General features: G+C 59.5%; 20 protein-coding genes and 1 pseudogene. 12 read left to right on the forward strand and 9 right to left on the reverse strand.

Annotation, left to right across the window (positions count from 1 at the left end):
- Positions 1-65 precede the first annotated feature (65 nt).
- A complete protein-coding gene (locus TX82_RS01275; RefSeq protein ID WP_005005412.1) occupies positions 66-383 on the forward strand; it encodes a glycosyltransferase family protein in 318 nt (105 codons plus the stop codon).
- A gap of 10 nt (positions 384-393) precedes the next feature.
- A pseudogene (locus tag TX82_RS14885) lies at positions 394-1,185 on the forward strand (glycosyltransferase family 4 protein); the annotation flags it as partial.
- A 34-nt stretch (positions 1,186-1,219) separates the two neighbouring features.
- On the opposite strand, the gene TX82_RS01285 reads toward TX82_RS14885, so the two are convergent.
- The 3 genes from TX82_RS01285 to TX82_RS14890 form a co-directional block, all read right to left on the reverse strand.
- A complete protein-coding gene (locus TX82_RS01285) occupies positions 1,220-2,227 on the reverse strand; it encodes a ribonuclease Z (protein WP_005005414.1) in 1,008 nt (335 codons plus the stop codon).
- Between the two features lie 36 nt (positions 2,228-2,263).
- A protein-coding gene (gene prfB, locus TX82_RS01290; protein ID WP_144079050.1) for a peptide chain release factor 2 occupies positions 2,264-3,368 on the reverse strand; the annotation gives its coding sequence in 2 pieces (ribosomal slippage) (positions 2,264-3,307 and positions 3,309-3,368; 1,104 coding nt in all).
- 95 nt (positions 3,369-3,463) lie between these two features.
- A complete protein-coding gene (locus tag TX82_RS14890) occupies positions 3,464-4,393 on the reverse strand; it encodes a spermidine synthase (protein WP_005005419.1) in 930 nt (309 codons plus the stop codon).
- 224 nt (positions 4,394-4,617) lie between these two features.
- Between TX82_RS14890 and pckA the strand changes: the two genes are divergently transcribed.
- The 7 genes from pckA to TX82_RS01330 all read left to right on the forward strand — a co-directional run bounded on the left by pckA (position 4,618) and on the right by TX82_RS01330 (position 10,887).
- Positions 4,618-6,261, forward strand: a complete 1,644-nt coding sequence (pckA, locus tag TX82_RS01300; RefSeq protein WP_005005430.1) for a phosphoenolpyruvate carboxykinase (ATP) — start codon at positions 4,618-4,620, stop codon at positions 6,259-6,261.
- A 92-nt stretch (positions 6,262-6,353) separates the two neighbouring features.
- Positions 6,354-7,355, forward strand: a complete 1,002-nt coding sequence (gene pdxA / locus TX82_RS01305) for a 4-hydroxythreonine-4-phosphate dehydrogenase PdxA (protein ID WP_042250255.1) — start codon at positions 6,354-6,356, stop codon at positions 7,353-7,355.
- The gene (rsmA, locus tag TX82_RS01310; RefSeq protein ID WP_005005436.1) at positions 7,352-8,140 is read left to right on the forward strand and encodes a 16S rRNA (adenine(1518)-N(6)/adenine(1519)-N(6))-dimethyltransferase RsmA; all 789 of its coding nucleotides are present in this window, start codon (positions 7,352-7,354) and stop codon (positions 8,138-8,140) included. The genes pdxA and rsmA overlap by 4 nt, the downstream gene beginning before the upstream one ends.
- Positions 8,137-9,663 (forward strand): uroporphyrinogen-III C-methyltransferase, encoded by a 1,527-nt coding sequence (gene cobA / locus TX82_RS01315; RefSeq protein ID WP_005005439.1) that lies wholly within the window; start codon positions 8,137-8,139, stop codon positions 9,661-9,663. Before rsmA ends, cobA begins: the two co-directional genes overlap by 4 nt.
- An 84-nt stretch (positions 9,664-9,747) precedes the next feature.
- Positions 9,748-10,032, forward strand: coding sequence for a type II toxin-antitoxin system RelE/ParE family toxin (locus TX82_RS01320; RefSeq protein WP_005005441.1), 285 nt, complete (start codon positions 9,748-9,750; stop codon positions 10,030-10,032).
- Positions 10,032-10,325 carry a HigA family addiction module antitoxin gene (locus TX82_RS01325; protein ID WP_005005443.1) on the forward strand — a complete coding sequence of 98 codons (294 nt, stop codon included), beginning with the start codon at positions 10,032-10,034 and terminating at the stop codon, positions 10,323-10,325. Before TX82_RS01320 ends, TX82_RS01325 begins: the two co-directional genes overlap by 1 nt.
- A gap of 13 nt (positions 10,326-10,338) precedes the next feature.
- The gene (locus TX82_RS01330; protein WP_005005446.1) at positions 10,339-10,887 is read left to right on the forward strand and encodes a hypothetical protein; all 549 of its coding nucleotides are present in this window, start codon (positions 10,339-10,341) and stop codon (positions 10,885-10,887) included.
- 51 nt (positions 10,888-10,938) lie between these two features.
- On the opposite strand, the gene TX82_RS01335 is transcribed toward TX82_RS01330, so the two are convergent.
- Positions 10,939-11,556 (reverse strand): HoxN/HupN/NixA family nickel/cobalt transporter, encoded by a 618-nt coding sequence (locus tag TX82_RS01335; RefSeq protein ID WP_005005448.1) that lies wholly within the window; start codon positions 11,554-11,556, stop codon positions 10,939-10,941.
- Positions 11,557-11,793: 237 nt separating this feature from the next.
- Here TX82_RS01335 and TX82_RS01340 point away from each other — a divergent pair, with 237 nt between their 5' ends.
- Together TX82_RS01340 and mqnC are read left to right on the forward strand one after the other, a co-directional pair.
- Entirely contained in the window at positions 11,794-12,141 is a 348-nt protein-coding gene (locus TX82_RS01340; protein WP_005005450.1) for a peptidylprolyl isomerase, read from the forward strand.
- 13 nt (positions 12,142-12,154) lie between these two features.
- Positions 12,155-13,255: a cyclic dehypoxanthinyl futalosine synthase gene (gene mqnC / locus TX82_RS01345; RefSeq protein ID WP_005005452.1), complete on the forward strand. Its 1,101-nt coding sequence runs from the start codon at positions 12,155-12,157 to the stop codon at positions 13,253-13,255.
- 6 nt (positions 13,256-13,261) lie between these two features.
- Here mqnC and TX82_RS01350 read toward each other — a convergent pair whose 3' ends face one another.
- The 5 genes from TX82_RS01350 to TX82_RS01370 are packed head-to-tail and all read right to left on the reverse strand — an operon-like array spanning position 13,262 to position 18,197.
- Positions 13,262-14,326, reverse strand: a complete 1,065-nt coding sequence (locus TX82_RS01350; RefSeq protein ID WP_005005453.1) for an AI-2E family transporter — start codon at positions 14,324-14,326, stop codon at positions 13,262-13,264.
- Between the two features lie 4 nt (positions 14,327-14,330).
- A complete protein-coding gene (locus tag TX82_RS01355) occupies positions 14,331-15,398 on the reverse strand; it encodes a hypothetical protein (protein WP_005005454.1) in 1,068 nt (355 codons plus the stop codon).
- Positions 15,395-16,285 (reverse strand): pseudouridine synthase, encoded by an 891-nt coding sequence (locus tag TX82_RS01360; RefSeq protein ID WP_005005457.1) that lies wholly within the window; start codon positions 16,283-16,285, stop codon positions 15,395-15,397. The genes TX82_RS01355 and TX82_RS01360 overlap by 4 nt, the downstream gene beginning before the upstream one ends.
- A gap of 28 nt (positions 16,286-16,313) precedes the next feature.
- Positions 16,314-17,006, reverse strand: coding sequence for an SMC-Scp complex subunit ScpB (scpB, locus tag TX82_RS01365; RefSeq protein ID WP_005005460.1), 693 nt, complete (start codon positions 17,004-17,006; stop codon positions 16,314-16,316).
- 15 nt (positions 17,007-17,021) lie between these two features.
- Positions 17,022-18,197, reverse strand: a complete 1,176-nt coding sequence (locus TX82_RS01370) for a 2'-deoxycytidine 5'-triphosphate deaminase (protein ID WP_005005463.1) — start codon at positions 18,195-18,197, stop codon at positions 17,022-17,024.
- A 176-nt stretch (positions 18,198-18,373) separates the two neighbouring features.
- Here TX82_RS01370 and TX82_RS01375 point away from each other — a divergent pair, with 176 nt between their 5' ends.
- On the forward strand, positions 18,374-18,622 hold the full coding sequence (locus TX82_RS01375; protein ID WP_005005465.1) for an FmdB family zinc ribbon protein: 249 nt from the start codon (positions 18,374-18,376) through the stop codon (positions 18,620-18,622).
- Positions 18,623-18,641: the final 19 nt, after the last annotated feature.

Below are 18,641 nucleotides of genomic sequence, written 5' to 3' on the forward strand. Positions count from 1 at the left end.
GCCCCCTGCGGTAGAATGCCGGCAGTGCACATCCTTGCTTTCAACCCTCCTCTCCCGGTTGAACTTTGAGAATTCTGAGAACCCTGCAAACCTTCCTCCCGGAAGCGGACGACGCCTCCCGTCAGGCTTGGGAGTTGTCGCGTCACCTGGAAAAGCAGGGCGTGCCCTCGCCGATCCTCACCACCTATCTGCACACCGATCCGCATCTGCCGGAAAAGGAAATCGTCGATGGCGTGGCCATCCGCCGCCTTCCCGTGCAGGCAGGCATGATGGGTTACGGATTCAGCCTGGGCGCCATCGGTTACCTGCGCCGCTTCGACCTGCTCCACGCGCACGGGTTCCGCAGCTTCCTCACCGACACCGCTTTTTTTTTGCCCTTTTAAAGAGAAAAAATGCGTCATCAGCACCCACGGCACGCTCCTGCCTGGGTCGGGGCACAAGGACGGCTTTCCGCCGCGCCTGCATGATCTGTTGACGTTGAAGACGGCGATCCGCCGCGCCGACGCGGTGGTGGTGGGATCGAAAGGGGAATACGATGAAGCACGGCAGATCGGGGTGGATGCAGAACGGCTTCACATCATTCCACCGGGAATCGACGTGATCCACCCGCCGCCGCCCGCACCGGCTACGCGGAACGCGCTCCGCCTGCTATACGTCGGAGAGTTTCACCCGAACCGGCGGCTGGAACTCATCCTGCGCGCGGCGAGGAACCTCACCGTGCCGTTTGCCATCGACCTCGCGGAATGGGGTGATCCCACTCCCGGGGCCGACGCCTACGTCGAGTCGATCAAAAAACTGGGCAAGGTGCTGGGCGTGGAGGATCGTTTGCACATCCACCGTGCCAACGAAAGGGAAGATCTAGATCAGCTCTACCGCGCCGCCGACGTGTTCGTGTATCCCGTCGGCCACGAAACACTGGGCCTGCCCCTGCTGGAGGCGGCGGCGTACGGACTGCCCATCGTCTCCACTCCCGCCGGACTCACGCAGGACCTGGTTGTTTCGGGGGAGACCGGATTCGTCGTGCCTGCCGACCCGGACACCATCGGCGACCGCATCATGAAACTGTCGAACGCCGAGACCCGGCAGGCGTTCCGCGACCGCATCCGCGCGCAGGTGCGTGACCACTTTGGCTGGAACCACATCACCCAGCGAACCCTCCACCTGTACCAGTCCCTGCTTCGTTGATTCAAAACAAAAAGGAAGGATGACCGGGGAACGGTCACTGACCCAGAAACGCGTCCTGCGCTTCCTTCTGGAGTTGCTCGACGGCGTCGGTGTGGCGCGGTGAGAAATGGAAGGTACGCAACTCCCTCACTCCTCCCGCGCGGGCGAGGAGCCCCGCCTGCCTGGACGTCAGGTGACAGCGCTCACGCGCGCGCTCTTCTTCTTCCGCGATGAACGGCGACTCGCAGTAAAACACGTCGGCATCTTTGATGAGTTCGACGATGCGCTCCGCATTTTCCGGGTTGTACACGGTATCAACGACGTAGGCGATCTTCTGTCCTTCCGTAACCGTCACCAGCTCACGCTGGAGTTCGCCCAGCGTGCGCTTCTCCGGCGTGGCGTGGCCACGGGGTCCGGTGGGCACCTCGATCGGCGTGTCCTCCGGCCGGCCTTCGAGAACGGCCTGTTTGAGCTGGTTCAACCACTTGCCGGGGGTGAAGCCCATCTGCTCCAGCCGGTCCTTGTTGATGTTGAGGTGTTTCGATTCTTTCAGCGCAAAACCGAGGCACGGCACGCGGTGTTCCAGGATCGACGCCTGCACGGTGAACCCGGGTTCCTGCCAGATGACGCGGTTTTCATACGGGCGCGTTGTTTCATTACTGCGCCGGAAGCGGTCGATGGCGCGGAAGGTTGCGACCTTCAATTGATCGGGGTGCACTTCGGTGACTTCGATGTCGATCGACTCCTCGTAGCGGTCCACCAGGTTCCAGGTGAAGCCCGCCAGCTTGCCCTCGACGTTGGCGATGAAGTGTTCCGGCCCGAACAGGCGGAGCGTGTGGCCGCGGCCGAAGGCGATGCGGAGCAGCCGATCGAAGCCGATGAAGTGGTCGATGTGCGTGTGGCTGACGAACACGTGGCTCACTTTCAGCAGATCGACATTGGCGATGCGGTGAATTTCGCCCAGATCGAACAGCAGCGCGCGCTTTTCATACAAAAAGCGAACGAACAGGCCCGGGTCGCCCAGCGGATCGTTCACCAGCGATGGATGCAATATGGGTTTCATATTTTCACTCCCCCTTTTCCCTGAAGGGGGTATCGGTCACGCCGACGCCTTTTCGTTCATGAGGAAGGCTTCGATGAAGCGATTGAGGTCGCCGTCGAGCACCGATTCCACATCCCCCATCTCCACCTGCGTGCGCAGGTCCTTGACCAGCTGGTACGGATGCAGGACGTAGGAACGGATCTGGCTTCCCCACTCGATCTTCTTCTTGCCTTTTTCGAGATTGCGTTTTTCCTCTTCCTGTTTTTCAAGCTCGATTTCGTACAGCCTGGACTTCAGCACCTTCATCGCCGACGCCTTGTTCTTGTGCTGCGAGCGTTCGTTCTGGCACTGCACCACGATGCCCGTGGGCATGTGCGTGATGCGAACCGCGGAGTCGGTGGTGTTGACGCCCTGCCCGCCCGGACCCGACGCGCGGTACACGTCGATCTTGAGATCGTCGTCTTTCACTTCCACGTCGATGTCCTCCGCCACTTCCGGGAAAACGAACACCGACGCAAACGAGGTGTGCCGCCGCTTGTTGGCGTCGTAAGGGGAAATACGCACGAGGCGGTGCACGCCGATCTCGGCTTTGAGGTATCCGTAAGCGTAATCGCCGACGAAGTTCACCGTGGCGCTTTTGATGCCCGCTTCCTCGCCGTACTGCATGTCGAGCACTTCGGATTTGTAGCCGTTGCGGTCGCCCCAGCGCAGGTACATGCGCAGCAACATCTGCGCCCAGTCCTGCGACTCGGTGCCGCCGGCGCCGGAGTTGATGTTGAGGAGGGCGTTGTTGCCGTCGTTGTCGCCGGAGAGCATCGCCTTGAGTTCGGCTTCGGTGAGCGCCTGCTCGAGGTCGTTCACCAGGGTCTGCCCCTCGCCTTCCATGGACGGATCTTTCTCCTCTTCCATCAGGTCGAGCATGGCGTCGAGGTCTTCGCTTTGCTTGATGAGGTCCTGGTACACCTTGACGGTGCGCTGGAGGGAGGCGCGGCGTTGCAGGATTTTCTGCGCGGCTTCGTTGTCGTTCCAGAAATCGGGCGCGCCGGTTTTGGCGTCGAGGTCTTCGATTTCTTTCAGTTTGTCATCGACGTCAAAGAAACCCCCTGATCCGCTCGATCCGTTTCACCTGTTCGCGATGCTGCTTTTTCAACTCGTCGATCATAGCGACGCCACCTCCTGATAGGAATGTTTAACGATTGATGATGAGTTCCCGTATTGTCGCCGAGAACCGCACCCAGCGCAACGGTCCGGAGCGGGTCAATGCAAGTTGACCAGCGTGTAGGGAACCTTGCCCACGGGGTCGAGCCGGTTGTTGTTGTCGATGATGCGTTTGAGGTCGCTTCCCTGGATGGCATCCACGAACACCCGTGCCGATGGCGATGTGAAGTCGGGTTCCACCCACCGTTCGGCCAGGTGGACCAGGTCCAGGTTCATGCCCGGAGGCCGGGGATACGCCGCCGCGCGTTTTTTCAGGACGTCGGCGGTCATCCGGGATTTATCACGGGTGCCCACCGCCACCGTGGCGCGGCCTTCTTCGTCCTCGAAAAAATACAGGTGTTCGAACACGGCGGTCAAGGTTTTCCAGTCGGAAGGTTTGTGCTCGTTGCTCGGCCCGTACAGATTCGTCGCCACCACCCCGTCCGGTGACAGCACACCGCGGATACGTTCATAAAACTCCACTGTCTTCAGGTGAAACGGGATCGACCCGCTTTTGAACGCGTCGAGGATCACCAGATCGTAAAGAAGCTTCCCCTGCGTGCGCTCCAGAAAACTGCGCCCATCCTCGGTGTGCACCGTCACGCCTTTCTGGTCGAGCGGAAAAAAGAATCGCTGGCACAGGGCCGTGACCTTGGCGTCGATCTCCACAACGTCGATAATCAAACCCGGGAACCAGCGCGCCAGCGCCGCAGGCAGCACGCCGCCGCCCTGCCCGATAACGAGCACCCGCTTGAGGGGCGGCCGGAACAGCAGGGCCGCCATGGTCAACCGCGAATACACCAGCACCAGGTCCTGGGGCCGGGCGGGGTCGATGCGGCTTTGCAGGAAAAAGTCGCCGTTGCCCCGGAACCACATTTCCCGGTGCGTCCCGCTCTGGATGACGAAGATGTCGTTGTACCGGCTGCGGGCGTGGGCCAGCACCTTCAAATCCTCGCCCGATCCCTGATTTTTCGTCGGTTGGGAACTCATAGCCCGGACAGAATAGAGAGGCGTTACAGGGGAATTTTTTTCCAAAATTTGCCCGATTGGATCATTTTTTACAAAAATTTTTCTTTGATCCGCCTCTATGATACCATGAGAAGAATTTAAAAATTCCCAATTTTCCCTATGAAATCCGTCCGTTCCAGCACTTCCGAACGGTGAATTTCCTCAAACCCAACCTTTACTCACTTACAACAAGGGAGTGAACCATAATGGCGCAGAAAATATTGAAACATAAAGTCGGATTGGAGCACCACGGAATCCGCAACGTGAAACAGAGCTTCTGGAACCTGAGCACGCCGGAGCTGTACGAGCACATCATCCGGAACCAGGAAGGGCACCTGTCTCACCTCGGACCCGTGGTGGTGACCACCGGCGAGCACACCGGCCGTTCGCCCAATGACCGGTTCATCGTGCAGGAGCCGTCCAGCCAGGAAAACGTCTGGTGGGGCAAGGTCAACGAACCGTTTGCCATGGACAAGTTCGACTCCCTTTACGAGCGCGTCCTCGCCTACCTGCAGGGCAAAAACGTTTACGTGCAGGACTGCATGGCCGGGTCGGACCCAAAATACCAGCTCCACATCCGGGTCATCACCGAATACGCGTGGCAGAGCCTGTTCGCGCGCAACATGTTCATCCAGATCAAGGACCGCCTGAAACTGGAGAACCACAGCCCGGCGTTCACCATCATCGGCGTGCCCAATTTCAAGGCCGTGCCGAAGATCGACGGCACCAACTCGGAAACGTTCATCATCATCGACTTCAGCAAGCAGTTGATCCTGATCGGCGGAACGCACTACGCGGGCGAGATCAAGAAGTCCATCTTTTCCGTACTGAACTACCTGCTTCCGCACCGTCACAAGGTGCTGTCGATGCACTGCTCCGCGAACATGGGCGAAGACAACGACACCGCCATTTTCTTCGGCCTGTCGGGAACCGGCAAAACCACGCTGTCCACCGATCCGCACCGCAAGCTGATCGGCGACGACGAGCACGGCTGGAGCCAGGAAGGGGTGTTCAACTTCGAGGGCGGCTGTTACGCCAAGGCCATCCGCCTGAACCCGAAAGCGGAGCCGGATATTCACGAATGCACGCGGCGCTTCGGCACCATTCTGGAAAACGTGGTGATGGACCCGACCACGCGGCGGCTGGATCTGGACGACGCCAGCCTGACGGAGAACACCCGCGCGGCGTACCCGCTGACCCACATCGCGCACACGGTGGAAGACCGACGCGGCGGCCATCCGAAAAACGTCATCATGCTGACCTGCGACGCCTACGGCATCATGCCGCCTGTCGCCAAACTCACGCCGGAGCAGGCGATGTACCACTTCATCTCCGGTTACACGGCGAAAGTTGCGGGCACCGAGCGCGGCATGAGCCGAGAGCCCACCGCCGTGTTCAGCACCTGTTTCGGCGCGCCGTTCATGGTCCTGCACCCGTCGGTGTACGCCAACCTGCTCGGCCAGCGCATCGCCGACCATCACGTCCACTGCTGGCTGGTGAACACCGGCTGGACCGGGGGACCTTACGGCGTCGGCGAGCGCATGTCCATCGCGCACACGCGCGCGATGATCAACGCCATCCTCGACGGCAAGCTGAGCAGTGTGGAGACGCGGCCGGACCCGATCTTCGGTATCCACGTGCCCACATCCTGTCCGGATGTTCCGGCGGAGGTGTTGAATCCGCGCAACACTTGGAAGAACCCGAAGGCGTACGATGAGAAGGCGCGCGAACTTGCCGCCCAGTTCGTCGAAAACTTCAAGGAGTATGAAAGCGCGGTGAGCCGCGAAATTCTGGAAGGCGGACCGCGTCTGCCGAACGGGAAGAAAGCGTCGATCAAGAAGATCAAGTAATACAAAAAGCCGCGGCCCGGGCCCCCGGGCCGTGTTTGCTTTATTCCCACTCCTCTTATTTAAAGCACACCGTCCTGGAAGGATTCATTGACTTGGAAACACGCCCTCTCATTGCCGTCACGCTGGGCGATCCCGCCGGGATCGGTCCCGAAATCATCGCCAAGGCCCTGCCGGGCCGCGTGCTCGATTTCTGCCGTCCGTTGGTGATCGGCGACGCGGCGTCCGTCGAACGTCACCTCCAACAATACAACCCGGCGGTCACCGTTCATAAAGTCACCTGTCCGAAAGACGCACGCTTTGAAGCAAATCAACTCGACGTGCTCGACTGCGCCCACGTACCCGCCGATCTGCCGATGGCCCGACCGTCGGCACAAAGCGGCCGGGCGGCGGTGGAGGCCATCCGCAAGGCCGTCGATCTCGCGGTCGCGAATGAAGTCCACGCCATCACCACCGCACCTATCAATAAAGAAGCCATTCACCTCGCCGGGCATCTTTACCCCGGTCACACGGAAATGCTCGCCGACTTCACCCGCACCGAGCACGTGGGGCTGATGCTGGCGGGCGGCAACCTGCGCGTGGTGCTCGCCACCACGCACGTGCCCTTGGAGCAGGTGAAAGCGCTCATCACGAAAGAACGCGTCGAGACCATCCTGCGCGTCACGCACAAATGGCTGACGCAGATCGGTATCGAACGTCCGCGCATCGCGGTGACCGGACTCAACCCGCACTGTGGCGACGGCGGTGTGTTCGGCGACGAGGAAGCGACGGCCATTGTGCCCGCGCTCGATACTCTGCGTGCCGAGGGCATGGATGTCACCGGACCCCACTCCGCCGACGCGTTGTTCGGGCGCATTCACAAAACGCCGTGCGACGCGGTGGTCACCATGTACCACGACCAGGGCATGATCCCGATCAAGATGGCGTCGATGGGTTCCGCCGTGAACATCACGCTCGGCCTGCCCATCCTGCGCACCTCGGTCGATCACGGCACGGCGTACGACATCGCGGGACAGGGCATCGCCTCCGCCGACAGCCTGGTGGAAGCGTTGCGCATGGCGGCGGTACTCTCCCCCACCGCGCACGCCGCCTCATGAGAAAAAAACGCTCGCTCGGACAGAATTTCCTCACCGATCCCGCCATCGCGGAGGAGATCGTGGCACACGCGCAGATCGAGGACGGCGGTACGGTGATCGAGATCGGCCCCGGCCCCGGCATCCTCACCGGTCTCCTGCTCGAACGGTGCGGCAAACTGATTGCGCTTGAGATCGACCCCAAGCTCTGCCACCTGCTCAACAAACGGTTCAAGTCGAATCCCAAATTCGATCTGCACCAGCGGGACGCGCTGGTGTACGATTACAGCCAGGCGGGCGGGCGCTTCCAGGTGGTGTCGAACCTGCCGTACTACGCGGCGATGCCGATCCTGAAACGCCTCATCCACTACGGCAGTCACATCGCCAACATGACGCTCATGCTGCAACGCGAGGTGGTGGACCGGCTGGTGGCGCAACCGGGAAGCCGCGACTACGGTTCGCTCACCGTGTTCACGCAGTTTCACTGCGAGGTCGAACGCATCATGGAAGTCGGCAAAAAGAATTTCGATCCCCCGCCGAAGGTGGACTCGTCGGTGATCCGCCTCGTCCCCCGCTCGGCACCGCCGGTGGAGGTGGACAACCTCAAAACGTTTTTCCACGTCGTGCACGCGGCGTTCTTCCACAAACGCAAGATGCTCAAGAACAATCTCAAAAGCCTGGCAAAGCATTTCGATTTCACCTGGCAGGGCATCGAGGACGCCGGGATCGATCCGGCGCGCCGCGGCGAGACGCTGTCGCTGGAAGAGTTCGCCACGCTGTCCAACCTGATGGAAAGCAAAACACAATGAGTGCAGAACGCAATCAAGGCAAGGTGATCCTCGTCGGCGCCGGACCCGGCGACGTCGGCCTGTTCACGCTGAAAGGCAAGGCGTGGCTGGAACGCGCCGATGTCGTCATCTACGACTACCTCGCCAACGCGCGCCTGCTCTCCTTTGCGCCGAAACACGCCGAGATCATCTACGCCGGAAAAAAAGAAGGCCAGGTGACGTTCTCGCAGGACGCCATGAACGCCATGTTGATCGAGAAGGCAAAGGCGGGCAACATCGTCATCAGGCTCAAGGGTGGCGACCCGTTTATTTTCGGGCGCGGCGGCGAGGAATGCGTCGCCCTCCAAAAAGCAGGCGTCCCGTTTGAAGTGGTGCCGGGGGTGACGGCCTCCACCGGCGTCAGTGCCTACGCCGGCATCCCGCTCACCCACCGCGATTTCTCCTCCACCATCTCCGTCGTCACCGGTTCCAACGAAAAAGGCAAGGAAGACCTCCACATCGACTGGGAAAAGATCGCCAGCCGCGCGGGCACGCTGGTGTTTTTGATGGGCGCGCGCAAACTGCAACGCATCAGCGAAAATTTAATGAAGTACGGCAAGGACCCGAAGACGCCGATCGCCGTCATCCAGTGGGGCACCACGCCGCGGCAGAAAACCTGGACGGGCACGCTCGACACCATCGTCGCCATTGCGCAGAAAGAAGAGATCAAACCGCCGGCGCTGACCATCGTCGGCGAGGTGGTGAACCTGAAACCGCACATGGACTGGTTCGAGACCCTGCCGCTGTTCGGCAAGACGGTGGTCATCACCCGCGCCGAAGAACAGGCCGACGATTTCTCGCAGGCGTTGCTCGAACGCGGCGCCGAGCCGTACCTGTTTCCAGTGATCGAGACCCTCGAGCCGGAAAGCTGGGAGCCGCTCGACCGTGCGCTGGGCGAACTGGAAAACTACGACGGGCTCATTTTCACCAGCACCAACGGCGTGCGCTGTTTCATGCAGAGGTTGCGGGATACCGGACGCGACATCCGCGACCTCAAGGGACTGCGCCTGTTCGCCATCGGGCCGAAAACCGAACAGGCGGTGACGGACCTGGGCATCCCCGTCGAGGCGGTGCCGGAGAAATTCGTCGCCGAGTCGCTGATCGAAACGCTGGGAAAAGCAGACTTGAAGGGAAAACGATTGTTGTTGCCGCGCGCCGCGGTGGCGCGGGAGACGTTGCCGGACACACTGCGCGGGATGGGGATCGAGGTCGATGTCTGCCCGGCGTACCGCACGGTATTGCCGGACACCGATGCCGCCGATCTCATTGCGCGTTTGCAGGAAGGATCGATCCACGTCCTCACCTTCACCGCTTCGTCCACGGTGAAGCACTTCATGCAGTTGGTCGGCGATAAGGTGAAGGATCATCTGAAGGGCGTCACTGTCGCCTGCATCGGCCCCATCACCGCCAAGACCGCACGGGACCACGGCCTGCCCGTCCACCTCACCGCCAGCGACTATACCGTCGCGGGGTTGATCGAAGCGATGGAAGCGTATTTTTCATAGTCCCTCCCTTTTAAAAAGAGGCCAGGGGGATTCTTGCTTTCAGCCAGCCTTTACAAGTGTACGCTTTTGGCGTACACTCAATAAATGCAGATCAGGTCGATTCGGCATCGGGGTCTAAAACGATTCCTGGAACGTAATGAAGCCAAGGGCCTTCCCGCAGATCGGGTGGAGAAAATCCGCGACATCCTGACCGCATTGATGCTGGTGGACACCCTGCACGATTTGCCCCGGTTGCCGGGGTGGCGTCTGCATAAATTGACGGGCGGCCGCAAAGGCGAGTGGAGCCTGTGGGTGACCGGAAACTGGCGAATGACATTCCGGGTCGAAAACGACGAAATACACGATTTGAATCTGGAGGATTACCACTGATGGCACGCATTGCAATGATGCCTTCGCATCCCGGCGAGTTTGTCCGGCGGCAGGTGCTGGACCCACTGGAGCTTTCCATCAGCCGCGCGGCGGAAGTCCTCGGTGTGCGCCGCGCCACGCTCTCCGACCTCGTCAACGGCAAAACCGGGCTGTCGCCGGAGATGGCCCTGCGGCTGGAAAAGGCATTCGACGTGAAAATGGATTTTCTTCTACGCATGCAGGCGCTCCACGACGCCGCACGCATGCGCCGGCACGAAGCGGAAATCGAAGTCGAGCGGTTTTCCAACCATTGAGGACAATGAAGTTTTGCAACCAACAACCTTCAAATCGATCAAAACCTCGCTTTTTGCCCTTATCGTTTCGTTTACCTTCTCTTGTCTGTTCACCAACCCTTCTTTTGCAGACAACCCGATATATCCCGACTTTGTAGATCGCAAAATAACAGGAATCGAATTGGGAACAAGCTATTTAAAAGAACTAAAATCTGTTTATGGAGAGGGACTTTCAGTACTTAGCGATGAGGGGGTTTGTTATTTCAGCGAAAAAGAAAATACCTTCATAATTTTTAGTTTATGCGAGGACAATTTGGTTTGCAGTTATGATTTGTCTAAAGATAAAGATTTATGGGGCGAGTGTAGTAATTACAAGACCATACATTCCCTTAAAACAGGCAAAGGGATTTCCCTAGGAGACAGCATAGAAAAAGTTATTGGCATCTACGGATGGCCAGAAAGCTCCAAGCCCATCAACAATTTAAATGAAGTAAAAAGTTTGGATTACCATACTGACTACACAAGAGATCGTAGAGTGACTCTTTTTATGATGCAAGCTTATACTTTGAAAACGGCAAGCTAAAAAGACTTTTCATTCATGATGGAAATTGAACTTGATTAAAAACCGTTTTTCTCACATCGCCATCACCAACCGCGTGCCGATGGCGAGGGTGACGGCGGCGGTGGCGTAACGGATTTTCCCCAAATGGCGGGCGACGTGTTCGAACGCGGTGACGCGGTTCACCATCGCGGCGTACACGGACATCGTCACAATCATCCCCAGGCAGAACAGCGCGATGTAACCGATCACTCCCGCCGGGAACTGGAACAACGCCACCGGCACAAGGATCAGAACCCCGGCCCAGCCCGCGGTTCCGTGCAACACCCCCATGCCGAACAGCACCCAGCCGGACCGCTGCGGCACACCTCCTGCGTCCACGTGCGCATCCCGTTTGTGCCGGACTTCACGCAGGGCCAGCCACACGGCAAGATAAATCATCGACAGCCCGACGACGCGTTCCATCACGCCCAGGTTCACCTGCGCAAACACTTCGCGGAGCGGGGTGATGAGTCCGGCGAGCATGAGGAGCGTCAGGCTGTGGCCCAGCGCCCAACGCAGGGCAAGGAGCACCGTCTGCTTCAACGAGCGGCGGTCGAGGAGAAGCGACGACACGGTGGCGACGTGGTCGGCGTCCAGTGCGTGCAGGCAACCGAGGAGGAATCCCCCGGCCAGCAAAAATCCGTATTCCATAAAAGCAGGCCCCCAGGCAGTTGATCCGCTTTGGATTATAGGTTTTCGGCCTGCCACCCGCAACGGCTTTTCCGAAGGGAATCGGGCAATTCCGGCCTCATTTCGATAGTTCAGAATCGGGCTCGGCCCGGCCATCCCATTCCCTCTTGTGAATTCCGTCAAAAGGGGTACAATTTCGGTTAATCTCCCACTGCCGTCCGTGATGCGCCCGGCGGCATTTGTGAAGGAAGAATAGACATGCGATCCATTCGTGTCAGCCACATACTGTTGAGTACTGAAGATCTGGCCAACACCCTGCTCGAAGGGTTGAAGGACATCGACGACCCCAAACTGCTGAACAAGATGTTCGCCAAGATGGCGAAGAAGTACAGCGCCTGCGGCACCCGCGACAAGGGCGGCGACCTGGGATTTCTCGAATATAATTCCAACGCCAAGGAGCTGGAAGACGCCGCCATGGCCACGCCCGTCGGCAAGCTGGGCGGGCCGATACAGAGCAAGTTCGGCTACCACATCTTTCTCGTCACCGAAGAAGAACGCATGGACGACCTCGGCATCGACGGCCTGCACGCCGTCTCGCTCAAATAACACCCTGTACACTGTGAACGCAAACACCACCGCATCCGATTCCCAAGCCGAAGCGATCCTGCAAAAAGCGCTGGACGGCCACCGCCTGTCCCGTGACGAAGGCGTCGCCCTGTTCGAGGCGAACGACCTGACCCTGCTGGGCAACGTCGCCACGCGCCTCGCGCGCCAGCGCCGAAAGAACGCCGACAACGCCGTCACCTACATCATCGACCGCAACATCAACTACACCAACGTGTGCGTCACCGACTGCTCGTTCTGCGCGTTCTACCGCAAGGAAGATGCGGAAGACTCCTACGTTCTGCCGTTCGAGACCATCGCGCAGAAGATCGACGAAATCCTGCAACACGGCGGGCGGCAGATCCTCATGCAGGGCGGGCACCACAAGGACCTCAGGATCGAATACTTCGAGGACCTGCTGTCGCGCATCAAGGAGCGGTTCGACATCCACATCCACGCGCTGTCGCCGCCGGAGATCGTGCACACCAGCAAGATTTCGAAAATCTCTTTAAAGGAAACGATCGAGCGCCTGAAGAAGGCGGGGCTGGACTCCATTCCCGGCGGCGGGGCGGAGATCCTGGTGGACCGCGTGCGGCGCATCATCAGTCCGAAAAAATGCAGTACCGACCAGTGGCTGGAAGTGATGGACATCGCCCACCGCCTTGGCCTGCCGACCACCGCGACGATGATGTTCGGTCACGTCGAGACCCTCGCGGAACGCATCGAGCATCTCGACCGCCTGCGCGAACAGCAGGACAAATCCGGCGGCTTCACCGCGTTCATCCCGTGGCCGTTCCAGGCGGGTAACACGGACCTGCGGAAAGAAATCGGTCCGAAGAAAACCAGCGGCTGGGAATACCTCAAGACCCTGGCTGTCTCACGCATCTACCTCGACAACATTCCGAACATCCAGTCGTCGTGGGTGACGCAGGGGCCGAAGGTGGGGCAGATGGCGCTTTATTTCGGCGCCAACGACATGGGGAGCACCATGTTCGAGGAAAACGTCGTCTCCGCCGCGGGCACGGTGTACCACCTCGACGAAGAAGCCATCCGCAGGCTCATCACCGACAGCGGCTACACGCCGCAGAGACGCACCATGCGTTACGAATACGTGTGAAGACGGTCAGGTGAACGCGGCCGATTCGCGATACACCTTCACGCCGCGCCGGATGAGGACGTTCAGGATCGCCGCCACCGGCACCGCCAGCAGGATTCCCAACAGGCCGAACAGTTCCGCGCCGATCAGCACCGCCACCATGATCGCCACCGGGTGCAGGCCGACCTTGTCGCCCACGATGTAAGGCGTGATGAGGAAGCCCTCGATCGCCTGCACCACGCCGAACACCGCCACCACGCCGATCAGCGGCACCCAGTCCTGCGTCTGCAGAAACGTCAACAGCACCGCCGGGATGAATCCCACCACGATGCCGAGGTAGGGCACCAGGTTGGCGTAGCCCGCCATGATACCGATCAAAAGACTCAACGGCGTACCGCAGAAATAGAGGCCGACGCTGTAAAGGATGGCCATGAACGTCGCCACCATCATTTGCCCGCGCACGAACTGCGACAGCACGTCGTCGATCTCCGTCACCACCTGCGCCGTCTGTTTGTAGAAGCGCGGCGGGATGAGCTTGCCGAGTTTCTCAACGATGACGTCGAAATCGCGAAGCAGGTAAAACATGGCGACGGGGATGATGACGAGGTTGACCACGAACAGGAGCGTGTTGACGAAACCGGTGATCGATCCCCACACCCAGCCGCCCGCCGTACCCAGCAGTTCCAGCGGCACGCGGCCGAGTTTCTGCATGCTGTCGTGCAGGACCTCGCCGATGCGTTCGCGGTCGATGCCTGCCAAATCCTGCAGATACGGTTGAATCCAGTTCTTGATGACAGTCAGGTAGTCCGGCAGGTTTTCTGCAAGATTCTGGATCTGCACCTGCAGAATGGGAATGAGCACGATCCCTGCCACCAGCACGACGATGAAAAATGAAACGATCAGCACCACCACCGCGGGCGTGCGCTGGAGTTTCCAGGATTCCAGCCGGTCCACCAGTGGGTCGAGCAGGTAAGCGATGGCGAAGGCGAGGAAGAACGGCGTCACCACGCGCCGCACGAAGTAGAGAAACACCAGCGCGACGACGGTGCTCACCAGCAGGGTTATGAGGAGTTTCTTGTCCTTTTCATCCATGCGATCACAGGTCGCCCATCATGGGCGGCAAGTTGGAAGGGATCTGTTGGGTCGGCGGCGGCTCTACAGGAGGCGGCTCTTCGTCTCCGCCCAATTCATCGCCTGGAGGCAAATCGTTGTCCTCCTGCTGCTGAACCACTTTCTTTTTGTCCGGTCCCCAGTACCGGCTCAGCGCGTCCGCCAGAAACCGCACCATGTTTTCGCTGACTTTCTCGAACGCTTTCAGCTCGCCGTCGAAATCCTTTTCCACCTTGACGGTGGCAATCTCACTTTTGGCGGCGATCAGCACACCCTGCGTTGCGGAGACGGCGCGCACGTTGAGGTTTGCCTGAATGGTTTTGGTGCCGGTGCCCGCGTCTTCGTTCACCAGAGTGGACCGCGCCGTACCCAGCACCACCACGTCGGCGGCGGCTTTCAGCCCGACCTCCACCGAAGCCTGCAGGTCGCCGTTCACCGCACGCAGGACCAGCGTTTCCGGAATCTTGTCGCGCACGCTCTCACGCTTGATGGCCTGGATGTCCCTCGCCACAAGGTGTTTATACATGGAAACCTCGGCGATGGGCATCGCCTCCCAGAAGCTGTAAACCGTATCGGCGGTGAGGCTCTTTTCTTTAAGCAGGACCAGTACCGTGCGCGGTTTCACCAGCGCCGCCAGCACACCGCGGGTGTTCAGTTCCTTGTTGAGCGCTTCCTTGAAAAACATCACCTCCAGCTTCACGCGGCTGACTTTCTCGATGAGATCGTCAGTGGCCTCCAGGTAGCGGTAACTTTGAATGTACGCTTCCGGATTGGAGTACATGCTTTTGAGGGCGCTTTTATTCTGGTTGTATACCGTCGCGCCGAGCATGTCCCGCAAAGCTTCATCGAGCGAATTGCGGAAAGCTTCCCTCACCGCACGGTCGCGACCGGCCACGTAATTCTCGTTATGAACCGCCGCGTCGCCGAACGCCTCGTAACCCATCGATGGAATGTCCACCACGTCCTGCGCGTGGGCCGGGGAGCAAGCCCAGGCAAAAACACACGTCATCAATATCAAAATCCATGCGTGTTTGAATGCGCCAAACGGGTTCACGATGTCTTTCCTCTTCGCCTCCCGGTGGGGGCGGGTTTTGTGCGTTTCGTCGATTTCACCGCAGGCGGACCGGTTCTCCGGTTTGCGCTCCTGGCGGATTTCGTCCGCGGCGTCTTCGTTCGCGAAGCGGGCCGCGCCGGCGTTTCCGGTTTCGATTCCGATTTCTTTTTCGCCACCAGCCGGCGAAGCGCCTTCACTTCGGCAATGGTCAGCGGGCGGAACGTGCCGGGCGGCAGTTGGTCGTTGGTCAACGGCCCGAACTCAATGCGCGTGATCTTGATCACCGCGTGCCCCACCAGCTCGCAGATACGCCGGATGTGGTGCTTCTTGCCCTCGATCAATTGTAATTCAAGAAAGCTGTTTTTGCCCGTGATGCGGTGCAGACTTGCCTTCAGGGGAAGCGTGGGACGGCCGTCCAGCGTCACCCCTCTTTCCAGTTTACGCAGCGTTTTTTCAGTGGGAATGCCGCTGACTTTCACGTGGTACGTGCGCGGAATTTTATTTTTCGGATCGAGCAGTTGATCCGCCATCTCGCCGTCGTTGGTGACCAGCAGAACGCCCTCGGTGTTGTAGTCGAGGCGGCCGACGGGAAACACGCGCACGCGGATTTTCTTGAGCAGGTCCATCACCGTCGGACGGTCCTTCTCGTCTTTCGTGGTGGTGACGCAGCCGCGCGGCTTGTTGACGAGAATGTAGGTCTTTTCCTTCGGTGGGGGAATGAGGCGGCCGTTGACGTGAATGAGGTCGGCGCCCGGATCAGCCAGCGTGCCCTGCTTGGTGACGACCATGCCGTTGACGGAGACTTTACCTTCTTCGATGTAGCGCTCCGCCTCGCGGCGTGAAGCCACACCGGACTGGGCAATGATTTTCTGCAAACGCATGGCCATGACGGGGCATCCTTATAGAGGGTTGCGCTCAGGCCTGGGGGTCGTTGTCGACCGGCGGTTCTGCCGGATCCGCCGACGCACTGTCAACCGTCGCGGCGGATTCGGTATCGGCGTCACTGTCTCCGGATGGAGTGGAGCCATTTTCTCCACCGCCGGAACCAAAGGACAACTCACCCTGCTGCGGCGTGTCCTCGCCTTCGATCTCTTCGCTGAAATCTTCCAGCGTCGGCAGTTCGCTCAGGTCGCGCAGGCCGAAGTATTCGAGAAATTTTTTCGTGGTCTTGTACATGATCGGCTTGCCCGGCACGTCCTTGCGTCCGCCGGGGGCGATGATCTTTTTCTCCAGCAGGGTTTTGACCACGCCGCTGGAATCGACGCCGCGGATTTCCTCCACCTCGGCGCGGGTGAGCGGCTGTTTGTAGGCGATGATCGACAGCGTGTCGAGCGCCGGTTGCGACAGGCGGAACGTTTTGTCGAGCTTCAGCATGCGACGGATCCACTCGAAGTAATCCGGCCGCGTGCCGATCTGGTACCCTTCCGCCACCTCAACGATCTGCAGACTGCGGTCCTCGTAGTCGGCGCGCAACTCTTCCAGGATGTCGCGCACGGCGTCGGCGGTGGTTCCGTCGGCCAGCACCTGCTGAAGCGTCTCCGGCGACAAAGGCGCGTCGGAGGCCAGAAGCAGGTTCTCTATGATGGCTTTGATTTTTTCGCGTTCCACGTTATCCGCTTCCAGTCAATTCTTGAAATACTTGCTCAACGAAAGTTCCTGCGTGTGATAGTGCGACTGCAACTGCTTGCCGTACAGTCGCGTGGGTTCGGAAATGATCCTCTCGAACTTCATCCGGCAGAACGTCTGGCCGTCTTCGATCATGAACGGCACGTCGTGCGGCCGCACTTCCATGACGGCGCGGGTGCCCTGGCTTTTCGCGCCCTTGCCCGGGTGCCAGCCGAAACCGGGATCGAAGAAGCCCGCGTAATGCGTGCGCAATTCGCCGCTGTTGGGCTCGTACGCCACCATCTCGGAGACGAGGTCCGGCCAGATGCAGATCTTCTCCTTCGACATCATGATGTAAAAGCTCTCCGGCTCCAGAATGAGCCGGTGCTTTTTAGAGTAATACACCGGCTCCCAAAAATCATCCGCCTGGTAGTGATTGGTCTTGCTGAGATCGACCACCTGACTGTTGGCCTTGGCCTTGTAAGCGACGATGGAGTTCTTGCGGTTCGCGCCCTGCAGGTCGACGCTGATGAACAGGCCGTCGTCGGCCTTCACCTTGTCCCAGTCCACCGCCCCTCCGTTTTTATGATAGAGAATCGGTTTCTTCTTATACAGTGTCTGCAGCTGGCGGTCGGTGATCTCCGCGTTGCCCTGCTTGAGCCGCAACTGGTTGAGGGAGATGCCCTCCTGCACGCGCACCGGAAACGAGCGCGACAATACCTCCAGGTACAGCTTGCCCTTGTAGCCCGGCGCAATCTCGTCGAAACGGTGGCCGCGGTCGATGATGACGCGGGTGAACATGTCGAGCCGCCCCGTCGAGCTTTTCGGGTTGGTACACCCGAACAGGGTGGCGGGCAGGTCCAGTTCCTCCAGCAGGGGGATCAGGTAGATCGCCCCCTTTTCCAGGATGCCCCCGTCGCGCAGGTCCACCTCGTACAACTTCAGGTCCTTGAGCTTTTTCTCGACGGTTTCGTTTTCCGGCAGGAAACTGCTCTGGATGCGGTACGCCTTCTGCCCCAGGCGCAGGTCCAGGCTGACAGGCTGGATCTGGCTGTCGTACAGCGTGCGCGGGGTGTGGATGATGCCCTGATGGTACGCCAGCTCGATCTCGCGGTCGGTCAGGTAGCCGGACTTCCCCTTCAGACTTTGTTGCAGGGATGTTTTAACCAGAGACTTGGCGGTCAGCTTTTTCATTCAACCAAACGTGGGATTCGGGATTGCGCGGATCGGGGTGCCGACGGCCCGGGATCAGGCTTGGACGGACGCCAACAGGCTGGAAAATCCGATTGACAGGCCATTTGCCGCTATGATTAAATCCTAATATTCATCACTTTGCAACCATTGTTTTCGAGTCCAAGTTTCAACGAATTATGCCTCTTTACGAGTACTTCTGCGAAACCTGTGAACAGGAATTCACTCTTTTGCAATCCGCCTCCGCGAACAAGGAGGAAACGGTGTGCGACCTGTGCGGCTCCGGTAACGTGAGGTACAAATTTTCCTCTTTCGCGTCCAAGGTGGTGGGAGGCACTCCCAAAACCTCCAAGCCCGTGACGATGGACGATTATCCCAACAAGGATGTGTTCAAGCTTCCCATCCCGAGATTGCGTTCGGAACTTTAGCGGCACGTGACGAATTCTG

Source organism: Nitrospina gracilis 3/211 (genome assembly GCF_000341545.2).
GTDB classification, from domain to species: domain Bacteria; phylum Nitrospinota; class Nitrospinia; order Nitrospinales; family Nitrospinaceae; genus Nitrospina; species Nitrospina gracilis.

What these genes read in the sequence shown, in the direction of transcription:
- TX82_RS01325 (WP_005005443.1), top strand. Translation starts at nt 10,032, where the DNA reads ATGGCACGCATTGCAATGATGCCTTCGCATCCCGGCGAGTTTGTCCGG.
- TX82_RS14890 (WP_005005419.1), bottom strand. Translation starts at nt 4,393, where the DNA reads ATGAGTTCCCAACCGACGAAAAATCAGGGATCGGGCGAGGATTTGAAG.
- TX82_RS01360 (WP_005005457.1), bottom strand. Translation starts at nt 16,285, where the DNA reads ATGGCCATGCGTTTGCAGAAAATCATTGCCCAGTCCGGTGTGGCTTCA.
- TX82_RS01285 (WP_005005414.1), bottom strand. Translation starts at nt 2,227, where the DNA reads ATGAAACCCATATTGCATCCATCGCTGGTGAACGATCCGCTGGGCGAC.
- TX82_RS01370 (WP_005005463.1), bottom strand. Translation starts at nt 18,197, where the DNA reads ATGAAAAAGCTGACCGCCAAGTCTCTGGTTAAAACATCCCTGCAACAA.
- TX82_RS01320 (WP_005005441.1), top strand. Translation starts at nt 9,748, where the DNA reads ATGCAGATCAGGTCGATTCGGCATCGGGGTCTAAAACGATTCCTGGAA.
- TX82_RS01375 (WP_005005465.1), top strand. Translation starts at nt 18,374, where the DNA reads ATGCCTCTTTACGAGTACTTCTGCGAAACCTGTGAACAGGAATTCACT.
- pckA (WP_005005430.1), top strand. Translation starts at nt 4,618, where the DNA reads ATGGCGCAGAAAATATTGAAACATAAAGTCGGATTGGAGCACCACGGA.
- cobA (WP_005005439.1), top strand. Translation starts at nt 8,137, where the DNA reads ATGAGTGCAGAACGCAATCAAGGCAAGGTGATCCTCGTCGGCGCCGGA.
- TX82_RS01340 (WP_005005450.1), top strand. Translation starts at nt 11,794, where the DNA reads ATGCGATCCATTCGTGTCAGCCACATACTGTTGAGTACTGAAGATCTG.
- rsmA (WP_005005436.1), top strand. Translation starts at nt 7,352, where the DNA reads ATGAGAAAAAAACGCTCGCTCGGACAGAATTTCCTCACCGATCCCGCC.
- TX82_RS01335 (WP_005005448.1), bottom strand. Translation starts at nt 11,556, where the DNA reads ATGGAATACGGATTTTTGCTGGCCGGGGGATTCCTCCTCGGTTGCCTG.
- TX82_RS01350 (WP_005005453.1), bottom strand. Translation starts at nt 14,326, where the DNA reads ATGGATGAAAAGGACAAGAAACTCCTCATAACCCTGCTGGTGAGCACC.